We start from the raw sequence: 20983 nt of genomic DNA, 5'->3' as shown, positions 1-20983 counted from the left end.
GGGCTCAACCAGATAACGACAGCAATGAAACAACTCTTTTTATATGCATTAACAGCCGCAGTTATGCTGCTGGTCGGTTGCCAGGATGAGTCACTCAATCCTAACAAACCCTGGGAGCCAGGCGTACACGCCCTGGGTGTTTTTGATGGAGTATCCGAAACTGCCAAAGCCAATTTTGCGGCCAATGCCAGAACCTTCCCGCTTACAGGGCAGGATGCGTCAAAAATTGACTTCAAAATTCGGTGGGTATCGCTTGATAATAAGCTCACCGTCAGTAAGATAGTGATTAAGGTGGACATGATCGAGTCGTATACTGACCCCGATGGAAACCCCAAAACGGTATCGTTGGGTAGCGGAGGTCGAGTCGTGAAAACGATTGACGCACCGACGGCGAACCGCCAGTGGAATGCATTCAGCATTTCTCCCGCCGATATCTATGCACTCTATAAAGATGCTACCGTCAAATACGACAAGGTGAACGCAGTAAAGGTATTTGAAAACCCCGCCCGTCCCCGCCCTGCTGGCGCGCGCTTACAGGGACCTCAGGTTGTAGGTGGTAAAACGGTTGCCAGTGCCGACGCCTTTGTAATTACCTGGGAGCTGACCACTACGGATGGTCTGGTATTTAAAGTGTGGAACGAAGACAGTATCTGCCTTGATCCAACGCCGGTATCGCAGGCCAACTCCAACTGCCGCCTGAACTTCATAGTTCGGTAGTAGCCTTAACGATTCATTGACTAGCAGCAGCGGGGTAACCCGTTGCTGCTATTTTTGTATATTCGACTACCATGAAGAAGGGGCCATTCGAGATCTTACTGTTTTTGTTGCTGACCGCTCCTGTGCTGCTGGCTCAGACCCCCACCTATACGGTTGATATACAGCCTATTCTGGCTCAGCACTGTGCACCCTGCCACCATCCTGGCGGCTTGGGACCGTTTAGCCTGCTCACCTACGAAGACGTTGCCAAACGGGGTAAGTTCGTTGCGAAAGTTACCCAGATTCGCTATATGCCGCCTTTTCCGGCCGACCGCCAGTTTCAGCACTATGCCAACGAACGGGGCCTTTCGGAAACCGAAATCAATACGATTCAGTCCTGGGTAAAAGGGGGAATGGTGCGCGGCAAAGAGCAGAGGGGAAGTAGCAAAGGGCAGGAGATAGCGGGAAGCCTGGCCGGTACGTTACCCCCCGCCCGAACGCCGGATCTTGTTCTTCGGATGAAGCCGTATGGTATCAGGGGCGATGCCCGGGAGGACTTTCGGTATTTTCATGTGCCTATGGGGCTAACGAATGACGTCTGGGTTGATGCCATTGAGTTTGTGCCAGGCAACCGGAAACTGCTTCATCACAGCCGACTCATGATTGATTCAACCGCAACAATGGCCGGTATTGACGGCATTACGGAAGAAGACCCTCGCTTGCGCAACTTTCAGAAAACACCCCTGGCTGATGAGTTTTTATACGGGTGGGTACCGGGGAATGACCGGGTAACATTTCCTGAAGGAGCCGCCAAGCGTATTCGGGCAGGGAGTGACCTGATCCTTAATATCCATTATTCGCCATCAGCGAAAGTCGATCAGGACCAGTCGGAGGTACGGCTGTATTTTGCCCGAAAACCAGTGGAGCGGATTGTAAAAACGCTTACGCTCACGGAGAATAATGTGACTAATCAACCGTTCCAATTGCCTGCCAACACCAAGCCTACGTTCTATATGAATTACGGTCCCCTAACCGATACGGTTCGGTTGTTATCTGTGTTGCCGCACATGCACCGGCTGGGTAAATCGGTGCGGGCGTTTGCCATTACGCCCGATGGCAACGTGATTAATCTGATAAAAATCGATGCCTGGGATTATAACTGGCAGTTATCCTATTTCTTTAGAGAGCCGCTCGTTGTGCCAAAAGGGTCGACGATCATTGCCGAAGCGAATTATGATAATACCGATCAGAATCCACTCAACCCCAATCGCCCCGCCCGAACCGTAGGCTACGGCTGGAACTCGACGGATGAGATGATGAATCTGGTTTTCTATTACATAAATAAGTGAGCAGATTTATTTCATAAGACTAGTAATCCCTACGGGGCAATCTGAATGATGAACCGATCAACGTTCAGTTCAATAAACAACCAATAGCTTCAGTCCAGGCCGGCGTAACTGCCTGATTAGCTATCAACGCATCGAGTGCATGTCGTAAGTAAGCATTTGTTACCTGCGGCCGACGTTTGCCCAGAGATACATACCAGTCGTCAATGGCACCCTGATAACGTATTGCCCCATTTTCCTGCATAACCACTACTTCGGGTGTGGTGCGCACCCGCAACTGCCGCGCCAGTCTGGCGTCCTTATCCGGACGGCCAGCAAAGGTGATCCTGTAAGCTGAGCGGAACTGCCTGATACGTGCCCGCGAATCGGTCGAAAGTGGAAAGACGGCCACAAACTGCACACCTGATACCCTGAAACGCTGATGTAAGTCTTCCAAAGTCTGGCTGTACTGCTGGCTGATGGGGCATTCCGTACTGAGAAACGCATAAACAGTCAGCCGGGGCGTAGCGGGCTTTGACTGAACAAACAAAAGCAGCAGGCAAGCTAAAGCGAACAGGTTCCTGAGTGGGTTATGCTGATTGATGGACATCTTATTCATATACGGCTCGTTCAGTGGAATTGGCTTGGTTAACCCGCTTGCTCTAAAGCTAGCTCTGTGCAGGTGTAGTTGCTTAATCTACACCTGCTAATGTATGTGATTAGACATAGAACTTTAACAGCATCAGGTGACTAATGTCCGATAATGGCCCTGGCTAAGCTTCTGACTGTGGCACGGTAGGTGTAAAACGTATATATGAGTACGTACATTTTCTTTAGCGAAATCACTTTGCCTTATCAGGTAAAAGCCAGCTGATCATACGCTAAAAATTATGTAATTAATCAGCAAATATCTTAAAAAGTAGGGCGTGAAGTAAACAAATAAGCGCCTGTCAGCTACGTATAAATTTTGTTTGTTTATGGACTTTTCTAATGTTGCTAAACAAGAATAAATTCTAAATGTAGATAACTATCCTTTCAGAGTGAAAAAATGGGAAAAGTATGATAAAATCAACTGACCTTAGTTATTAAAATCAGTTACTAAACACGTTAAAATAGATAAATTATGCACTTTTTGCTAGTCATAAGCGTGTCATTTATAATAGAAAGACATTCGTTACGTCGCAAAAGCAAATTATATATGGTTGTCTTTAATCTAATTTTAATGAGTCAATTGTACATTAATGTGTTGAATGTAATAAACATATTATAATATCTATTATTAAAAGCCCATTAAAATATTAATATTTAAATAAAATATTTTTTTTAACTAATTTTTCTTTCGTATGGTAGATATGTTAAAAATTAAATGTAAAGGTAAATAAATTGAATTATTCTACTTTTTTTCAACTTCTGCAAAAATTACTTAAGCATATTTTCTTCTGCGATTGTCGAAAATCTGAGTTACAATAATCTTTATCTATTTATAAGTTTTCAACGAAACAGAATTATATTTTGTTTTGTAACGATTTATGCAAATAAAGGTTTGATATAATGCTGACATTAAAAACTTTGTGTTGCCTTTTATTAATATTAGTTTTGTAGACAGGGAAAAGTACTTAATCTAAACTAACGACAAACATGAGTAGAATTCTATTATTGACTTTCCTTTTGGTGAGCTCAATTTGGTCCAGTGCATGGGCCCAGGAAAGAAGGATAATTGGTAAGGTTACATCGGCTGAAGATGGCTCATCCCTCCCAGGTGTTTCTGTCATTGTAAAAGGTACATCTAAAGGGACTAGTACCGATGCAAATGGTATTTACGACTTGACGGCACCTGCCAAAGGGGCTACACTAGTGTTTAGCTTTGTCGGAACGGCAACGCAGGAAATCAAGCTTGGTAACGAATCGGAAGTTAACGTAAGTCTGGTATCTGATTCCCGGCTGCTGACCGAAGTGGTTGTTACTGGTAGCGGGGTGGCTACCAGCAAAGCCAAGCTGGGTATCGCGGTTGAAAGTGTTTCGGCCAAAGATCTTCCTCAGACGCCTACGGCCTCCATTGATCAGGCACTCGTCGGAAAAATTCCCGGCGCTCAAATTTCCTCTACCAGCGGTAACCCCGGCGATCCGGTCAATATTCTGCTGCGTGGTATCAACAGCGTGCAGGGTGGTACCAAACCATTGATCATGGTGGACGGTGTGCAGGTTGCTGCTACCGACATTAACTCCCTTGATCTAAGTAACGTTGATCGTATTGAGGTGGCCCAGGGGGCTGCTTCGGCGTCTATTTATGGGGCTCAGGGTGCCAACGGCGTTATTCAGATCTTTACCAAAAAAGGTAAAAAAGGTCGGACGGCCATTAACTTTTCCTCAAGCTACTCGGCCAATGAATTTCTGAACACGGGTAACGTACACAAGGCAGATTTACACCCTTATTTGACCGATGCCAATAATAATATCGTTGACGCCAAGGGCAACATTCTGGATTACACCGAATACGGCGCTATCACGGGTATTTCCTATCAGTACGGTGGTGCCACCCGTTATGCTATTCAGGATATTCGGAACGTAGCCGATAAGCCTTATAATGCCAATCTGAAATATTACGATCACTTCAAGCAGGTGTTTCAGACGGGTATTACGACAAACAATACTATCAACATTTCAGGGGCCTCAGAAAAGAGCGACTTCAACATCGCAGCCGCTCACAATCACACAACCTCGCCTATTCTGACTAAAGACAATGGCTATATCAACCGTAGCAACCTGTCGGCCAATATAGGCACTGAGTTGTTCAAAGGGTTCACGCTGCGTTCGACCACCCAACTGGTGTATACCAAAAATACCCTCAAGCCTGGTCTTGGCGCCATTTACTCACCCTTTAATGGCGGAAGCGGCAATGTAGGTCAGGTATATGGTTTCTTAAACACTTCACCGTTTTTCGACCTGACCCGCAAGCTGGCTGATGGCACCTACCCGGTCTACCCAACGGCTGACTTCCTCAGTGTAAACGCCGGTAATCCTTACTACCAGGCCGAATATACGGATGCGGTCAACAACAAAGTGGACGTTCTGCAGAACTTCAACGCGAACTATAAAGTCAACAAGTTTCTGGAACTGGATGCCAAATATGGTATCAACTACCGCAATGAAACCGCTCGCTGGACCTACTTTAACCAGTCGCAGAATATCAGCACGCAATATTACGAGTCCTGGGCAAGCAACTATGCTCCGGATGATAAAGGTGAAATTGACAACTTCCAGTACAATAACACCTTTCAGAACTTCCTGGGTACCGCCTATATCCGTACCGATTTTCAGGATGACTTCCATATTAAACTGCCTATCCAGACCAGCACGCAGATCTCGTTCGATTATCGTAAGAACAAGTCAAGTCAATATGATACCTATGGGGTTGGTTTGAGTACGGCCCCCCCCTACAACATTGCTTCTACGTCGTCGCAGGCGGTCGCTAATGATGTCACAACGCCCTTTATCACGTATGGTTATCTGGTCAATCAGAAAGTAGATTTCGGTGATTATGGCGGTATTACAGCCGGTTTCCGGAGCGACTGGTCGTCGGCGTTTGGTGGTGGCTCAACGCCCTTTACCTTCCCGCACTTCGATGGACATATTGCTCCGCTGTCGTTCTTTAAAAACAGCGCCCTGTCGAACGCGTTACCGTATTTCAAATTGCGGGCGGCTTATGGAGAGGCCGGTATTCAGCCGGGTGCCTTTGATCGCTATCCGGTACTGAGCCAGCGTAACCTGGGGTCAGGGCTGGTCTATACCATTCCGACAACGACGCAAAATCCGAATTTGAAGGTTGAGGTATCGAAAGAATTGGAAATTGGTACTGACTTTATGATTGGTGGAAACGCGGGCCGTACCTGGCTGAACTCCATCTCGGGTTCGTTCTCCTACTGGAAGCGGTCCAGCGAAAACGTGATCTACACCGTAAGTGTGCCGCCATCCTTAGGCTCCACGGGGCAGTTGACCAACGCCATCAACATGTCGTCGAACGGGGTTCAGTTCTCGCTGACCTTGCCGGTTTATAGCTCCAAGAACCTGAAGTGGGATTTCACGACCAACTTTGGACACCAGGTCTCCAAGATCGACGCCATCTCGGGCGGTGCTGACATCATTCTGACATCAGCCGCTGGTAGTACAGCGCTGGTACTGACGCCGGGTCAGCCAATCGGTCAGGTGTACGGTTATAAAGCACTTACCAGTCTGGATTTTGTGAATCAGGCAGGTGTAAAATATATCTCGGAAGCCGACAAGGGTAACTATACCCTCGTTGATGGCCGGGTCGTGAGCAAAACCACCTACCAGCCTCAATTTACCAACGAGACTTACCCACTGATGAACCCGAACCCGAAGTTCAACGCATCCTTCATCAATGGCATTAGCTTCAAAAACTTCCTGACGCTGAACTTCCAGTTTGACTGGGTCTATGGCAGCCACCTGTACAACCAAACCAAAGAGTGGATGTACCGAGATGGGATCAGCGGAGACTTTAGTAAGCCTGTCACCATTGGCGACAAGACAGGGGCTTTCCCTGCCTACTGGTCGGGGGCTTATTACAACCTGTGGGGAAGCACACGCGGTGCCGGTAACAACGCCACGAAAGATTTCTTCGTAGAAGATGCTTCGTTTGTACGTCTGCGCAACATTTCGCTGGCCTTCGACGTGGCTAAACTGGTTAAGCTGCCCGCTCTGAACAAGTGTCAGTTGGTGTTCACCGGACGTAACCTGATGACGTTCACCAAGTATACGGGCTACGATCCGGAAATCAGTTCAGGATCATCGAACTCCTCGTTCGACCGGGGTGTCGATCACAGCACACTGCCGAATACGAAATCGTATCAGGTGGGTCTGAACATCGGATTCTAATCACTTAAGTTATAAAGCGTAGTAAATGGCGCTCTCTGACCGTCAACCAGGTACTGCTTTACGATTGATTACTGACAACTTAATTTCTTTTAAGATGAGACTTCTTTCTAAAAATAAAATTTTCTCCACGGTACTATTCTCGACCCTGATGCTGGCCGGGGTGTCCTGTAAGGAACAACTGGACGTAGGTAACCCCAACGCACCAACCGTTGCGGCCAATGTGAATACCGAAGCCGGTATGATCGCTTATGCGCAGGGTGGCGTATATGTTAATGGTTTTCTGAACGGCGACGGCTGGCTGGGAAACAGCTACTTTTCGCTCCCCTGGGGGTATAGCGAACTGATGGCCGATAACGTGGGAGCTGATGCCTCCAACAACCAGATTACGACCATTGGTGTACCCGATTACATCGTCCTGGACGATGGTACGAAGGTAACTAACCCCGCTCCCCAGGTGAGCATCATCCGGGCGTATAACAGCCGGGCCGCTACAGGGGCGGGTAATAATCCGCTTTATTATCAGTGGTTGAATATGTATGCGCTGAATAACGTCTGTAATCAGATTCTGGACCTGGTAGGTACTATTCCCTTCTCGGGTGACAAGGCCAGCAAAGCCAACACCGTTAAAGCGTGGGCTTACTGGTGGAAAGGATATGCGTATGCCTCTATTGGTTCGATGTATTACGCCGGTCTTATTGCTGATAAAACCGGTGCAACGGATGGTACATATGTGCTGCACGATGCCATTATCAATCAGTCGAATACCTTTTTTAACCAGGCGGCTACAACGCTGACGTCAATTACCAGCGCCAATGATTATAAGGAGGTTCTGGGCCAGTTGATTCCGTCGTTTACCCAGGTGGGCAATGGGGGTGTACCAACAGTCGATATGTGGAAACGCAGCATCAATACGATGCTGGCCCGCAACATTCTGGTTAATAAACTGGCTCCGTTTGTAAAGGGGAATCCTGCGGCAACGATTTCTAAAGCGTCGACCACCGCAATGACTGCTGCCGACTGGAACCAGGTACTGACACTGTCTACAAACGGGATCAAAAAGGGTGACATCGTCTTTACGGTTCGGAGCACGGCTTCTAACTCGCCTTTTTCACCAACAGGCGGCACGGTCGCTGCGTTGACATCGAACATCAACACCAGCTCGACCTTCAAGATCAGTGAGCGGTTTATGCAGTCGTTTAATGCCGGTGATCAACGGGTAGCGAACAACTTCAATACCAAAACCACCTACAAAAACAACTATACGTTCACAACCCGTTATAGCATGGTGCCAAATGGTAATGGCATCGCTGGTGTATACGTGTATGGTTCCAAAGATGTTGGCGCACACGAAGTGTTCATGGCAGGCAGCTACGAAGAAAATACCCTGATGCTGGCCGAAGCCAATATGCGTCTGGGTAACATCGAAACGGGTCTTGGGTTTGTCGATGAAGTTCGTGCCTATCAGGGAGCCGGTGTGGCTGCTACGAAAGGCACAGGCTTATCGCTGGCAGGAGCGCTCACCGAGCTGACGAAGGAAAGAAGGGTAGCCCTGTTCAACCGTGGACTGGCGTTCTATGACCTTCGTCGTTGGGGCTGGACGTATCCGATCGCTAGTGGTGGTGGCAGCTACGGCAACACAGTGATCACCAACGCCGGTGCTACGATCAACAAGAATGTGACGATTGATTACAACTTCATGGATTACTGGGACGTCCCTGCCGATGAAACCGTGTTGAATCCAACAACCGGCGCAGCCATCAAAAACCCTAATTTTTAAGTTGATTCCCTAAGCAAAAAACAAATACCAGTGGCGGAGGCCCTCTAACTAGTTAGAGGGCCTCTTTTTGTGTAACCGTGTCAAACAACTGCATCGAACAACCAATTATTCGCGTATATAAAGAGTATAAATACACAGGGAGAGAACTTACAAAGTGAGTTTCCGGGCGTTTACAAAGGCAAAATCAACCACAGAATATACTGGCGTTGAAGCCTCAAATACCTAATGGAATTATACGACGAACGTAAATTTTTCGTTTGGAAAAATAGTAGCTTGCCACTTTTCCCCTATATTGTTTTGTTTCGTGAGCGTGCCTGAACGTTAAATGATTTTACTTGGAGTATAACGTATACATGAGGAAATTTTACAGTAGTGTCATTTGGTCAGCCTTGCTGATCATGTTGCCCGGCTATTTGCTTGCCCAGAGTCAGCGTATAACGGGTAGGGTAACATCACAACAGGATGGGCTGCCGGTACCGGGAGTGAATATTGCGGTTCGGGGGACGACCAATGGGGTTAGCACCGATGCGAATGGTAATTATACGATCATGGTTCCGGGCAGTTCGGCCGTGCTTGTGTTTACCTCGATCGGACTGGTGCCGCAGGAAATAACGGTGGGCAGCCGTACCGTTATTAACGTGCCCATGAAAGAAGCCGTTAATGAACTGAGTCAGGTGGTCGTGACGGGCTACAATACAACCCAACGTAAAGACATCACCGGCTCCATCGCATCCGTCTCGCCCGAAAAATTCAAAGATATTCCCGTTGCCAGTTTCGATCAGGCCCTGCAGGGGCAGGCCGCCGGTGTGCAGGTGACGCAATCGTCGGGTACGCCGGGTGGCGGACTCACCGTGCGGGTGCGGGGTAATACCTCCATTTCGGCCAGTAACCGTCCGCTGTTTATCGTCGACGGTGTTCCCGTGGCCGATGGTGGCCTGTCGGGCCGGGAGTTTGGCGGGCAGTCCGATAACGCACTGTCGCTCTTTAACCCTAACGATATTGAATCGTTTCAGATATTGAAAGATGCTTCGGCAAAAGCAATCTATGGCTCACGGGCCGCCAACGGCGTGGTGCTGATTACGACCAAACGCGGAAAAGCCCAGAAGACAAGCTTTACGCTGGATGTGCAGCGGGGTATGACCGATGTGGTGAAGCGACCTGATTTGCTGAATGCAACGGAATTGCTGGAATTACAACGGGAAGCCGTTACCAATGCCAATCTGGATCCCGATAAACTGGGTTTGATCAAAGGCGTTACCGACGGACAAAATACGGACTGGATAAATTCTGTGCTGCGAAAAGGAATTTACCAGCAGTACCAACTGTCGACCCAGGGCGGCAACGACCGCACTCAGTTCTACCTCAGCGGCAGCTACCGCGACGAGCAGGGGGTGCAGTTGAACAACCAGTTTACGCGCTACACGGGCCAGTTAAAACTGGATCACAAAGCGACGGATAAACTTTCATTCGGCACCAACCTGACGTTGTCCAGAGCGCTCAACAAACGGGTAAAGGGCGACAATTTTCTGGATGGCGTGTACTCCGGCGCCATGAAAAGTTTGCCGTATTATTCGCCTTACAATGAGCAGGGGCGGCTTTATGGTCCTGCCGACGCTGAATATCCCGGATTCCCGAACTTTAACCCGGTAGCCCAGGCTCTGTTGCCGCGATTTAACGCCTACACGGTTAAACTGCTGGCCGGTTTGTATGCCGAATACGAAATCCTCCAGAACCTGCGCTTCCGGTCGAAAGTAAGCATCGACTACAACAACGTAACCGAAGATCAGTTCGAACCGTCAACGACAGCCATTGGCGGGTTTTTGTCCAGTGTAGGTGGTCAGGGGTACGGGGTGTACATCAACCAGTCTTCATCGACCTTTGTCAATACGAATACGCTCACGTATAATTTTCAGATTGCCGAGAAACACCAGTTCAACGCCCTGGCCGGGGTGGAGATCCTGCAGGCTACTGCCCGGGACGGAAATGTTCAGGGACGGGTATTTCCCAGCGATGACTTTACGTATATAAACTCGGCCGGTGTTGTCGACCAGGGCGGTTCGTCGGTGACGAACAACGGGCTGTTGTCCACCTTTGGCGAAGCCCGTTATAGTTATGACGAAAAATACCTGGCCACCATTACGGCCCGCTACGACGGTTCGTCACGGTTTGGACAAAGCCGGCGGTTTGGGGTGTTTCCATCCGCATCGGTTGCCTGGCGTATTTCGAGCGAAAAATTCATGGAGCGTTTTCGTTTCCTGAGCGACCTGAAGTTACGGGGTAGTTATGGCTTTACAGGGAATGAGCGTATCGGTGATTTCCTGTTTCTGGGCACCTGGGCATCGGTTACCTACAGCGGGGCAACGGGCGTAGGACCAGCCAGTCTGGCCAATGCGAACCTGCAATGGGAACGCACCCGGGAAGCGAACATCGGTTTGGATGCGTCGTTCTTCAACGGGCGGCTCAATTTTATTGTTGATGCCTATGACAACCTGACGGATAAGCTGCTGTTTGCGCAGCCAATCCCCCAAACAACGGGCTTCAGCACCGTTCAGGGGAACATTGGTAAGGTATCCAACAAAGGGATTGAACTGACTATCTCGACGGTGAACGTCGACCGCGCTGTTCGCTGGAATACCGATCTGAACCTCTCCCATAACCAAAACAAAGTTGTGGAGCTGGCCAGTACCGAGCCGGTGTTCCGGGGCTATCAGGGCAATGGGGTATCCAGTACGAACGTTGTTTTGCCCGGCCAGCCGCTGGGTACATTCTGGGGGTTAAAATTTCTGGGCGTTGACCCGGCTACCGGCGACGCGATCTACGACGATAAAAACGGCGATGGTCGTATTACACCCGCCGACGGACAGGTTATTGGCAACGCTCAGCCCAAACTATATGGTGGATTGACCAACAAGGTATCGTGGAAGGGAATCGACTTGAGTGCCTTGCTCCAGTTTTCGTATGGCAACAGCATTCTGAACTTCTCGAATCAAACGCTGCTCAACTCCGGCGCCGACATCCAGAATAACCAGACGCGGCAGGCCCTCAAACGCTGGCGTAAAGAGGGGGATATTACGAGTGTACCGCGTTACGAATACCAAAATACCTATAATAATTACACCAGCAGCCGATTTGTGGAAGATGGGTCTTACCTGCGCCTGAAAAACGTATCGCTTGGGTATAACCTGCCCAAAAAGTGGGTCAATAAGTACAAGGTTAGCAATGCCCGTTTCTACGTTTCGGCAACCAACATCCTGACCTGGACGCGTTATTCGGGAGCCGATCCGGAAGTAAGTACGCTCGATGGGTCTACCACAGCGCAGGGCATTGACTTTTTCACCTTCCCTCAGATCAAAACGGTATTGGTAGGGGCAACCCTTAGCTTTTAATTCGCTTTACGATGATTCGCTTTCTACGATATAGCTTATTGATTACACTGGTCAGCCTGGGAGCCTGTCAGGAAGTGCTGGAGCCCAAACCGGTTACCCTGCTCGTTGACGAACTGGTGCTGAATGAACCCAACGACGTGCAGCCCGTTCGAGTTGGTCTTTACAGTGCGTTTCGGGGAATGGCTTCTCCCAACATCATTGCCGGAGACTTTACCGCCGATTACATTCAGGCCAATGGTACGTTTACGGATAATATTGAGTTCGGAACCAAACGGATTACGGCAACGAACGGTGCTGTCGATGCGCTTTGGGCCAGTATATACAATACCATCTACGTAGCTAATTTTATTCTGGAACGGTTACCCACCATCCCGAATGTAAGCGAAGCTACCCGAAAGCAGGTGACGGCCGAAGCTCGTTTTTTGCGGGGCTGGGCCAACTTTATCGGTGCGTATACCTTTGGCGACATTCCCAAAGTGACGACCACGAATCAGGTAGCCAATACAACGATTGCCCGCTCCTCAAAAGCGGATATCCTGGCCTCGGTGCTGGCCGATTATCAGGCTGCGCTGACGGATCTGCCTAACGTAACCTCCGCTTCGACCAATGCAACGACCAATGCGGCTTACATCAATAAAATAAATTGTCAGGCCGCGCTGGCCCGCTTTTACCTGTATCAGAAGAACTGGGCACAGGCCGAGCAACTGGCCACTGTTGTGATTGGTTCGGGTGTGTACGCGCTGCAGCCCAACTACTCGGACATTGTCACGAAAGATTTTACCAGCGAGGCCATTATTGAGGTTGGCTATAACTTATCCGACGACCCAGGAACCGGGGCATACAGTTTGAACAACCTGCTGGTCGGTCGACGGGAAGTTATCCCCTCCAACCAGCTCGTCAGCTCGCTGCTTTCGGTCGAATCCGGTACGCGCAGTGCCACCATTACCTTCAATGCTCAGCAGCAGCGGGGAAATGATAATGGCTGGACGGTACGGAAATATGGTACCGCATCGGAAGACAACAATAACATTGTACTAATTCGGCTGGCCGAAATGTACCTGCTTCGCGCTGAAGCCAGGGCGCAACAGGGAAAGCTGACGGGGGCATCGGGTGCCATTGCCGACGTAAATGTGATTCGTACCCGGGCGAAAGCACCGGCCATTACCGCAACCGCCCAGGCCGATGTGCTGCTGGCCATTGAGCGGGAACGTGTCTATGAGTTCGCGTTTGAAGGCCAGCGCTGGTATGATCTGGTTCGGACGGGACGGGCGCAGGCCGTGATGTCGGCCTTCCTGCCGAGCTGGAACAGCCGCTTTGAACTCTGGCCGATACCGCAGCGGGAAATTCAGCAAAACACAGCCCTGACGCAAAATCCGGGCTATTGATTAGTTATTCAGTTATTCGTGCATACCAACACGTCGACAGCTAGTAAGCACGTGTGAGGAAGCGATAAAAATGTCTTGTTCTGGACTATGGAAAACACAAAAAAATATTCAATGACCAGGGGCCGCTGGTTGCTTGGTCTGTTGGCTGTTGCCCTGTTTAGCTGGGGTATAAGTGCCTGCGAACCGCAGGATCTGGATCGTACGTTTGCCGGACCTTATTTTGTACGCTTCTCAGATACTACCCTGACGTACAAGGAGAGCTACAGCAAGCCGATATCCCTTAGCGTACACAACGCAGGCCCTATACTGGACCAGCCGATCACGATTACCTACAACATCAGCGGTACGGCTCGCGAAGGCAAGGATTATACCATTGCCGGAACCAAAGGAACGGTCATTATTCCGGCCAAGGCCAGCTCAGGGAGTATACAGCTCCAGCTCATCAACAATGCCAACAATATTCTCGAATCGCAGTCACTCATTTTTACCCTGACGAGCGTTCAGCCCAGTACCTTACAGGTCGGGTTTGGCAAAGAAGGTGCATTAGGGAAGCAGTTGAAATTTACCATTCAGGACGACTGCCTGTTTGGGGGATCGTATTCCGGTACGGGCCGGGTGGGGACACAAACGTATTCCGTGTCGGATGTGGAGATTACCAGCACCGATTGTAAACAGTACGTTCTGAAAAACTGGAATATTGGTCTTCTTGATTTCAACGCGACGAAACCAACCCTTACGTTTATCGACAATGGTGATAACTCCATCACCATACCGGCGCAGAGTAACCCTGAACTCAGTTCGACCGACCAGATTTCGGGCCGGGGGGCCTGGAACCCGCGCGACCGTAAAATATCCCTGACGCTTCAGTTCAGGCTTAGAATGAGTAATGGCAGAGATACCACCTTATCCTACGCCCAAACCTATACGCCACAGTAGTTTGATTACTGGTTATTCAGTTATTGACAAATTTCGACCATGCGACATTTTATACGTTTAGTACTCATTCCGGTTATGATCGGGTGGCTCTTTGGGGGCTGCGCTGAGAAGCTGGAACCCAAACCCGCCACCTATTCGCAACTGCTGACGGGTACCGACAAAAAAACCTGGAAGATGGTCTCACTTCAGGTTATTGATGATGGCACGCCATCGGGCGTGATACCGGTGACGCAATCCGGTATCAATCCGTGTATTTATGACGATCTGCTGACCTTTTACGCCAACGCCGAACACAAGTTCGAAGCCAGTGAAGGGCCCACCAAGTGTAATTCATCAGACCCGGATATTTATGTAACAGATACCTGGTCGCTGGTTAACGCCAATGCCACACTGGAGTTTTACATTCCTCTACTTAATGGTAAATATCCATGGACGATCAAGAACCTGACTGCCAATACAATGACAGTTCAGTATTACTTCCCGGATATTAACGCCAGCTATCAATTTACGTTTAACTCGGTTGCTACTAAATAGGCGTATGTTCCGACTACTACTCAGCTTATTACTATTTGTCGTGTTGACATCGGGAGTACGGGCACAGACTTCCCAGCAATGTGCTACGATGCAGATGGATAGTCTGCTCCGCGCCCGCCATCCCGAACTGGGCACCCTCAACGACTTTGAGCGGGCGTTGCAGCAAAAGATGATTGAACTGAAAAAACAGATGGCTAGCGGCCGGGTGGGGTTGGCGACGGTCATTACCATTCCGGTGGTGGTTCACATTGTTCATAACGGTGAGTCGGCCGGGGCAGGACGTAACCTTAGCCGGGCGCAGGTACAGGCTCAGTTGACCACCCTCAATGAAGACTTTCGGCGGAAAGCCGGTACCCGCGGGTTCAATGAAAATCCAATAGGTGCCGATATTGAAATTGAATTCTGCCCCGCCATTGTCGACCCACAGGGAAAGTCGATGGCCGAGCCGGGAATCGACCGCTACAACGGCAACCGGGCCAACTGGAACCGCAATGATATTGAAGGTATTCTGAAACCCAGTACCTACTGGAACCCCGATAAGTATTACAACATCTGGGTTGTTGAGATCAATGATCCAACAATAGGAGGGCAACTGTTGGGCTACGCACAGTTCCCGAGCCGGTCCAATCTGCCCGGTATTCCCTCCGACGGCCCGGCCAGTACGGATGGTGTTGTGATCGACTATCGGTCCTTTGGCAATGTCGAGAAAGGAAGCTTTCCAACGATGCGGCCCACATATAACCTTGGGCGTACACTATCGCACGAAACGGGTCACTGGCTCGGTCTTCGTCACATCTGGGGCGATGCGAACTGCGGTGACGACTTCTGCGCCGATACACCCCCGCAGGCGTCGGAGAGTAGTGGCTGCCCGGTGGGCCGGGTGAGTTGCGGGTCGACCAATATGGTGCAGAACTACATGGATTACTCCAATGATGCCTGCATGAATATTTTTACCCTGAATCAGAAAGATCGAATACGGGCGGTTATGGCACTCAGTCCCCGACGGGTGAGTCTCCTGTCGTCGAACGTATGCGGTACGTTGGTGGCCATTCGTCCCGTCTCGAACTTCCGGGCCGAAAATCAGCAGGTGTTGTTAGGTGGTCAGATCAAGTTCAACGACCTGTCGGATGGATTCCCTACGAGCTGGTCGTGGACATTCGAAGGAGGTACGCCATCCACATCAACGGAGCAGAATCCTGTCGTAACCTATACCCAGCCGGGTAAGTTTAAAGTAACGCTGGTGACGTCCAATGCCGTGGGTCAGTCGGAACCGGTTACACGTACCGAATACATCGAAGTGCTCAATCAGGGACTTTGCAACACGGTTACCAACTTCAACGGAACGCCAACGGTGCTGCGCGAAGTGGGTGGAACGGGCTACGTAGCCGGGCAGAACAGCCGCAAAAGCAAAGCCGTTTCGGAGTTCTTCGCCAATAAGCTGGGCTATACGAATCTGGCCGGGGCGTCGCTTAAGTTTGGTGTAGCCAAAGCCGCCCGGGGAGCCTCCACCGAATCCGTCGTGACGGTAACGGTCTGGAACGGGCGCGGTTTTCAGGGTGGGCCCGGTGCCGTGCTGGGTGAGAAGGATGTCCCCCTGCGGGTTATTCTGGACGATGTCGCCAACAACCGCCCAACCACCGTTACCTTCGATAGAAACGTACCCGTAAGCGGGCTGGCCTTCCATGTGGGCGTCACGTTCCCGTACGCTACCGGTGATACCGTGGCCGTGATTACGACGAAAAATGGTGAGTCGCTGGATGCAACGTCCTGGCGGCAGAACCAGCAGGGCAACTGGCTACGATATGCCGACAGCCTGGGTCTGAACGTAGCGCATAACATTGTGGCCAACGTAGGCCAGAAACCATCGGTACAGGTAGCGGCCTCGTCGCTGTTCATCAACCCCGGCGAAACCGTTACGCTGAATGCCCGCGGTGCCGGTATTTACAACTGGGTTGGCACGGGGCTGAACACCACACTGGGGCCGCAGGTAGTGGCGCAGCCTACGCAAACAACCTCGTACACCGTTACGGGTTCGGGTCTGGATTTGTGCAGCACCACGGCCGTGGTAACGATCAATGTCCGGGCGGGTACCGTTACGGCGAATACACCCCTGGCCGAACAGGCGCTGCAAGTAACGCCAAACCCCAGCGACGGGCAAATGATGGTACTCTTCAGCGGTCCACAACGGGGCACCTTAACGCTGGGCGTTCGAAACCTGACCGGTGTTGAGCTATCCCGGCAGAATCATCAGAAAACAGCCGACCTCTTCCAGCAAACGCTCGATATAAAAACGGCCCCGCCCGGCGTGTACTTCGTAGAGGTCAGGGTAGGGGAACAGGTGTTCCGAAAGCGGATTGTGAAGCAGTAGCAGAAAGGGGGTCGGGTTTTAGAAACCGACCCCCTTTCTGCTACTGCTTCTAACTAAAAAACGAGAGCTATCTCAGTTAATAGATACCTAGCCTCATCGAAGATTATCTGGTAGTTCTATCAGGATGTACCGATAATGTATTGATTTATTATCTTCCATTTCCCTGATATTTTTTGTACCGATACGACCCAAGATTTGTTATATAGCCCTATTAAAGTGTAAAAAAATACGCCTTTATTTTTTGATTTATTAATAATGACTGGTGAGAATTGAAAATAACCTAATACATTATCTGGAAGAGTACCCATAGAACCACCTACTAAACCCAGTTTAACATCAGTCCTAGACACAGGTCTCACTGATTGAATGGAAATTTTTTCTCTTTTTAGATGACTTAAATAGTCTAAAAGTGGATGAAAAGTAGAATCAAACGCCATATAAACAACGTCAGATTTGCTTATGCCTTTTGTTTTAAATTTAGGTGTTACTTTGTCTATATATGTGCTATCCCAAACATAGACGATGTAGGGCTCTATTCGTTTCTTATCCGAAAAGTTTCGTGGCCAGCAAGATGGTAGGCATGCTTTATTGAGAAGATCCGTACTTTCCATAATGATAATCAGGCTACTGTCTATCGGAAGTTTAAGAATATCAGGGTGATGACTTTGCTTTGTACAAGACCAAAATAACTCTGCACAAATAATGAGGTATATTATGTATTTCATTTTCCGTTTTTTAAAACAATCTCGTCAATTACATTGCCGGGTAATGCAGCGTAGCCGAAAGCAGCTATATCAAACTTGTGTGGGCCATTACTTGTTGGACCATCAATCACATCAAGAGTTTGTGTATGATAAGCACCGTAATGAGCAGTTTCATGAATTAGAAGATTGGCTAAAAGTGTAAACCATGCTTTCTCCATTTCTGGCCAACTGTTTTCGGCTTCATAGGCTTGCACAGTTTTATAATCAATGTTTACTACATTTGGGTCTTCGTTATACTTAAAGTAGCCATAAGTATATCCTTCCTCCATCCATTTGCCTGAGCTAGGGATTTGTTTAATAATAATCCTAGGCCCGCTCCCCATTTTTAATAGTCCTAGAATTTTCTCATCATTGAACCCACTAAAAGTTTTAAGTGCATTTAAAATTTTTGGATTAGTCATTACATTAGTTACAATATTGTTCTTAACAAGATTAGTGAACTTTGGGTACAGAAGTTGATCAATAGGGCTCATAATGAATTTATTATTTCCATCCGGCTTACTACCATACTGATTAACATACGCTTGGATACGTTCATATAAATTATATTCTGCAATAACTGCCCTTTCTTCATCAGAGAAGTTAATACCCAAATTTGTCATATCAATGTAGAACTTGCTTATTTGCAGTACTTCAGGCGGTAAACTTGGATTCCAGGGCCCTGTCGTTCCGCCGGGAGTAACTGGCTTATCACAATTACCCGATGTAGTCATCGGTGAATTTCCTATGGGTGATACGTCATTTACGGGTACAACTTTTATGGTCAATTGGCGGCCATTCTTGTATGTATCTGGAATTGCCCATACAAAGCCACAATCAAGCGGAATATTGGGGTTGTTGCCAAAGGCTGCTCTTATATCCGGTCTTGATGCGGTATTAGCCTTTACAGTGGCAACTTTGACCATGTTTCCTGTCCCCAAGGTATATAAATCGGGTGCATAAATATCCAGATAGGCATATCCTCCTGAATTTGCAAAAGCCCAGCCACTGATTTTGTCACAATCAATAGCATCCAAAAAGGCGTACGAAACCTGACGGCGTTGAGCTATCCCGACAGAATCATCAAAAAACCGCCGACCTTTTCCAGCAGACGCTGGATATAAAAACGGCCCCGCCCGGTGTGTATTTTGTGGAGGTTAGGATAGGAGAGGATGTGTTCAGGAAACGGATTGTGAAGCAGTAAAAATGATTAGAGCCGGGTCAAGTGATTCGGCTCTAATCATTTTTAAGTACTACGGCTAATCTACATTAGCGTATTTTCAATTGAGATTTTTTGTCACGCTGAGGCACGAAGCATCTTTGGTAATTGGATTGGTGTTGCTACTGAAGATGCTTCGTGCCTCAGCATGACAAAAAATAATCTAAGCTATTTAGACTTGAGTACTTACCATGCTTTATTCACTAATGCTTTTCATACTTATTCAGAGGTTGGATGTGCTAAACATCTAAACAGGAGAAAAGCAGAACTAATAAGAAAGAAAACGCTTGATCCAATAAACCAGTGGTTTCGTTCAACGGTAACGGTATCCGGTTGAACACCGTTAAACAATGCAGATCCCTGTAGTAAAACTATTGTCCATAAAACGCCAATAGCTATTACAATTGCTGATCGTTTATAAATATGTCTATTGAAAAGCAATCCAACCAGATATAGCCAACTCAGGAGTATGAATAAGTAAGTCAACTTCTCAAGAATTGAACCTACAAAAACTGCGGCAAGAGCCAGTATTAGTATAGGCCAACCAAGTTTTGTGTCATCGAACGTGATACAGGCGAACGATAAAACAGTAAGTATCATCAGCATCTTTGTTGGCCCAAAGCGGAATTTGATACTCTCTAATTCTTTTGAATGTTGCATAGGAGTAGTTATAACTAGGCGTTAATTTATGAAAGTGCGAATAGGGGAGGATGTATTCAGGAAACGGGTAGTGAAGCAGTAGAAATGAACGGAGCCGGGTCAAGTGATCCGGCTCCGTTTCGTTTTAGAGGTAGAACAGCTCAACTTTCTTAATTCCCCATTTAGGATCATTAAAGGCACCGAGCATGCGTTTTAACCCTTCCACGCCAGCCGAGCCAGTATCCATTCGGAATACATATTCCCCGTCTTCTTCTCGCTCAAACGACAGCCAGTGAATATAGCCAGTCTGCCGGGTTGTGTCCTGGTCAGCCTGTTCATTCCAGTTGGCCTGCAGGGTCGCCAGTTCAGATTCAAGAGATTTGACTATTGCTGAATCGTTTAGTTGTAGGTAGAATTCAACGTCCTGACTATCAATGCCATTTTCTATTATAAGCTGGTAGTCTAGTGACAGGTTTAATCGTTCCCCCATGTTAAGGGTAGCAGGAGGCTGGCTAGCTATGTTGGGCAATGATAATTCAATCCACTTGAATTCAACTTCATTTTCAGCTATGTCATCTTCTGGCTTTACTAGCTTATCCATAGCCTTAGGTCGCCATCCAATTAAGCATTCACCCCAGTAATTACGTGTTTGAACTTCTATGCTTGCTTTTAATACTGCAGTGTACTCACCAGGTAGATAGATTAAATCAGATGGGCGCTCGGCGAATAAATACAGGATGTCAAATTCTCTTCCTGTAATATCCGTGTATTCTTTATGTAAGGCGTTATTCAGACAGGTCAAAAAAGATCTACTTGGTTTATAGGCGCTTTTGAAATCTTTAAGCCAATGAAGACTACGCTTTGCCATTTTTGGGAAACTATATAGCTTGATGCTTTATTTTTTACAGAGGGACGGGCTCTCAAATCCGACTTTCAAGGTTATCGACTAGCTGAAGTTGCTCCCAGGAGCGTACATAGGGCTCATCGTATAAATCATCTCAATTAACCTGGCAAGGTTTAGCCCAGCCTGTTTAGATAGACTAATTACTGCCTGTCTGATACTGTTTCCTACCTTCTCACCC

15 protein-coding genes are annotated in these 20983 nt (G+C 48.4%); 10 read left to right on the top strand and 5 right to left on the bottom strand.

Going from position 1 to position 20983, the window contains the following annotated elements; translation table 11 throughout:
• Nucleotides 1-24: 24 nt before the first annotated feature.
• Together ACYVK4_RS06775 and ACYVK4_RS06770 are read left to right on the top strand one after the other, a co-directional pair.
• Entirely contained in the window at nucleotides 25-717 is a 693-nt protein-coding gene (locus tag ACYVK4_RS06775) for a hypothetical protein (RefSeq protein ID WP_461126735.1), read from the top strand.
• A 71-nt stretch (nucleotides 718-788) separates the two neighbouring features.
• Complete coding sequence (locus tag ACYVK4_RS06770) at nucleotides 789-2045, top strand: c-type cytochrome (RefSeq protein WP_461126734.1); 1257 nt, start codon at nucleotides 789-791, stop codon at nucleotides 2043-2045.
• A gap of 64 nt (nucleotides 2046-2109) precedes the next feature.
• Here the strand turns inward: ACYVK4_RS06770 and ACYVK4_RS06765 are convergent, their stop codons facing one another.
• Nucleotides 2110-2640, bottom strand: coding sequence for a redoxin domain-containing protein (locus tag ACYVK4_RS06765; protein ID WP_461126733.1), 531 nt, complete (start codon nucleotides 2638-2640; stop codon nucleotides 2110-2112).
• Nucleotides 2641-3659: 1019 nt separating this feature from the next.
• On the opposite strand from ACYVK4_RS06765, the gene ACYVK4_RS06760 reads away from it, so the two are divergent.
• The 7 genes from ACYVK4_RS06760 to ACYVK4_RS06730 all read left to right on the top strand — a co-directional run bounded on the left by ACYVK4_RS06760 (nucleotide 3660) and on the right by ACYVK4_RS06730 (nucleotide 17300).
• Entirely contained in the window at nucleotides 3660-6914 is a 3255-nt protein-coding gene (locus ACYVK4_RS06760) for a SusC/RagA family TonB-linked outer membrane protein (protein WP_461126732.1), read from the top strand.
• Between the two features lie 94 nt (nucleotides 6915-7008).
• Nucleotides 7009-8691 (top strand): RagB/SusD family nutrient uptake outer membrane protein, encoded by a 1683-nt coding sequence (locus tag ACYVK4_RS06755; protein ID WP_461126731.1) that lies wholly within the window; start codon nucleotides 7009-7011, stop codon nucleotides 8689-8691.
• 353 nt (nucleotides 8692-9044) lie between these two features.
• Nucleotides 9045-12077: a SusC/RagA family TonB-linked outer membrane protein gene (locus ACYVK4_RS06750; protein ID WP_461126730.1), complete on the top strand. Its 3033-nt coding sequence runs from the start codon at nucleotides 9045-9047 to the stop codon at nucleotides 12075-12077.
• An 11-nt stretch (nucleotides 12078-12088) separates the two neighbouring features.
• Nucleotides 12089-13462 carry a RagB/SusD family nutrient uptake outer membrane protein gene (locus ACYVK4_RS06745; protein WP_461126729.1) on the top strand — a complete coding sequence of 458 codons (1374 nt, stop codon included), beginning with the start codon at nucleotides 12089-12091 and terminating at the stop codon, nucleotides 13460-13462.
• Between the two features lie 87 nt (nucleotides 13463-13549).
• Nucleotides 13550-14398 (top strand): hypothetical protein, encoded by an 849-nt coding sequence (locus ACYVK4_RS06740; protein ID WP_461126728.1) that lies wholly within the window; start codon nucleotides 13550-13552, stop codon nucleotides 14396-14398.
• A gap of 39 nt (nucleotides 14399-14437) precedes the next feature.
• Entirely contained in the window at nucleotides 14438-14932 is a 495-nt protein-coding gene (locus tag ACYVK4_RS06735) for a hypothetical protein (protein WP_461126727.1), read from the top strand.
• Between the two features lie 4 nt (nucleotides 14933-14936).
• Complete coding sequence (locus tag ACYVK4_RS06730) at nucleotides 14937-17300, top strand: M43 family zinc metalloprotease (RefSeq protein WP_461126726.1); 2364 nt, start codon at nucleotides 14937-14939, stop codon at nucleotides 17298-17300.
• Between the two features lie 119 nt (nucleotides 17301-17419).
• Here the strand turns inward: ACYVK4_RS06730 and ACYVK4_RS06725 are convergent, their stop codons facing one another.
• Both ACYVK4_RS06725 and ACYVK4_RS06720 read right to left on the bottom strand, forming a co-directional pair.
• Nucleotides 17420-18025 carry a hypothetical protein gene (locus ACYVK4_RS06725; RefSeq protein ID WP_461126725.1) on the bottom strand — a complete coding sequence of 202 codons (606 nt, stop codon included), beginning with the start codon at nucleotides 18023-18025 and terminating at the stop codon, nucleotides 17420-17422.
• Entirely contained in the window at nucleotides 18022-19080 is a 1059-nt protein-coding gene (locus ACYVK4_RS06720) for a hypothetical protein (RefSeq protein ID WP_461126724.1), read from the bottom strand. Before ACYVK4_RS06720 ends, ACYVK4_RS06725 begins: the two co-directional genes overlap by 4 nt.
• A 77-nt stretch (nucleotides 19081-19157) precedes the next feature.
• On the opposite strand from ACYVK4_RS06720, the gene ACYVK4_RS06715 reads away from it, so the two are divergent.
• Nucleotides 19158-19247, top strand: coding sequence for a T9SS type A sorting domain-containing protein (locus ACYVK4_RS06715; protein ID WP_461126898.1), 90 nt, complete (start codon nucleotides 19158-19160; stop codon nucleotides 19245-19247).
• 234 nt (nucleotides 19248-19481) lie between these two features.
• On the opposite strand, the gene ACYVK4_RS06710 is transcribed toward ACYVK4_RS06715, so the two are convergent.
• Both ACYVK4_RS06710 and ACYVK4_RS06705 read right to left on the bottom strand, forming a co-directional pair.
• Entirely contained in the window at nucleotides 19482-19922 is a 441-nt protein-coding gene (locus ACYVK4_RS06710) for a hypothetical protein (RefSeq protein ID WP_461126723.1), read from the bottom strand.
• Nucleotides 19923-20046: 124 nt separating this feature from the next.
• Nucleotides 20047-20769 (bottom strand): hypothetical protein, encoded by a 723-nt coding sequence (locus ACYVK4_RS06705; RefSeq protein ID WP_461126722.1) that lies wholly within the window; start codon nucleotides 20767-20769, stop codon nucleotides 20047-20049.
• Between the last annotated feature and the right edge of the window lie 214 nt (nucleotides 20770-20983).

The sequence above is a fragment of the Spirosoma aerophilum genome (assembly GCF_054782495.1).
The sequence above is the reverse complement of the archived record's forward strand: the minus strand, read 5'-3'. Positions and strand labels throughout refer to the sequence as shown.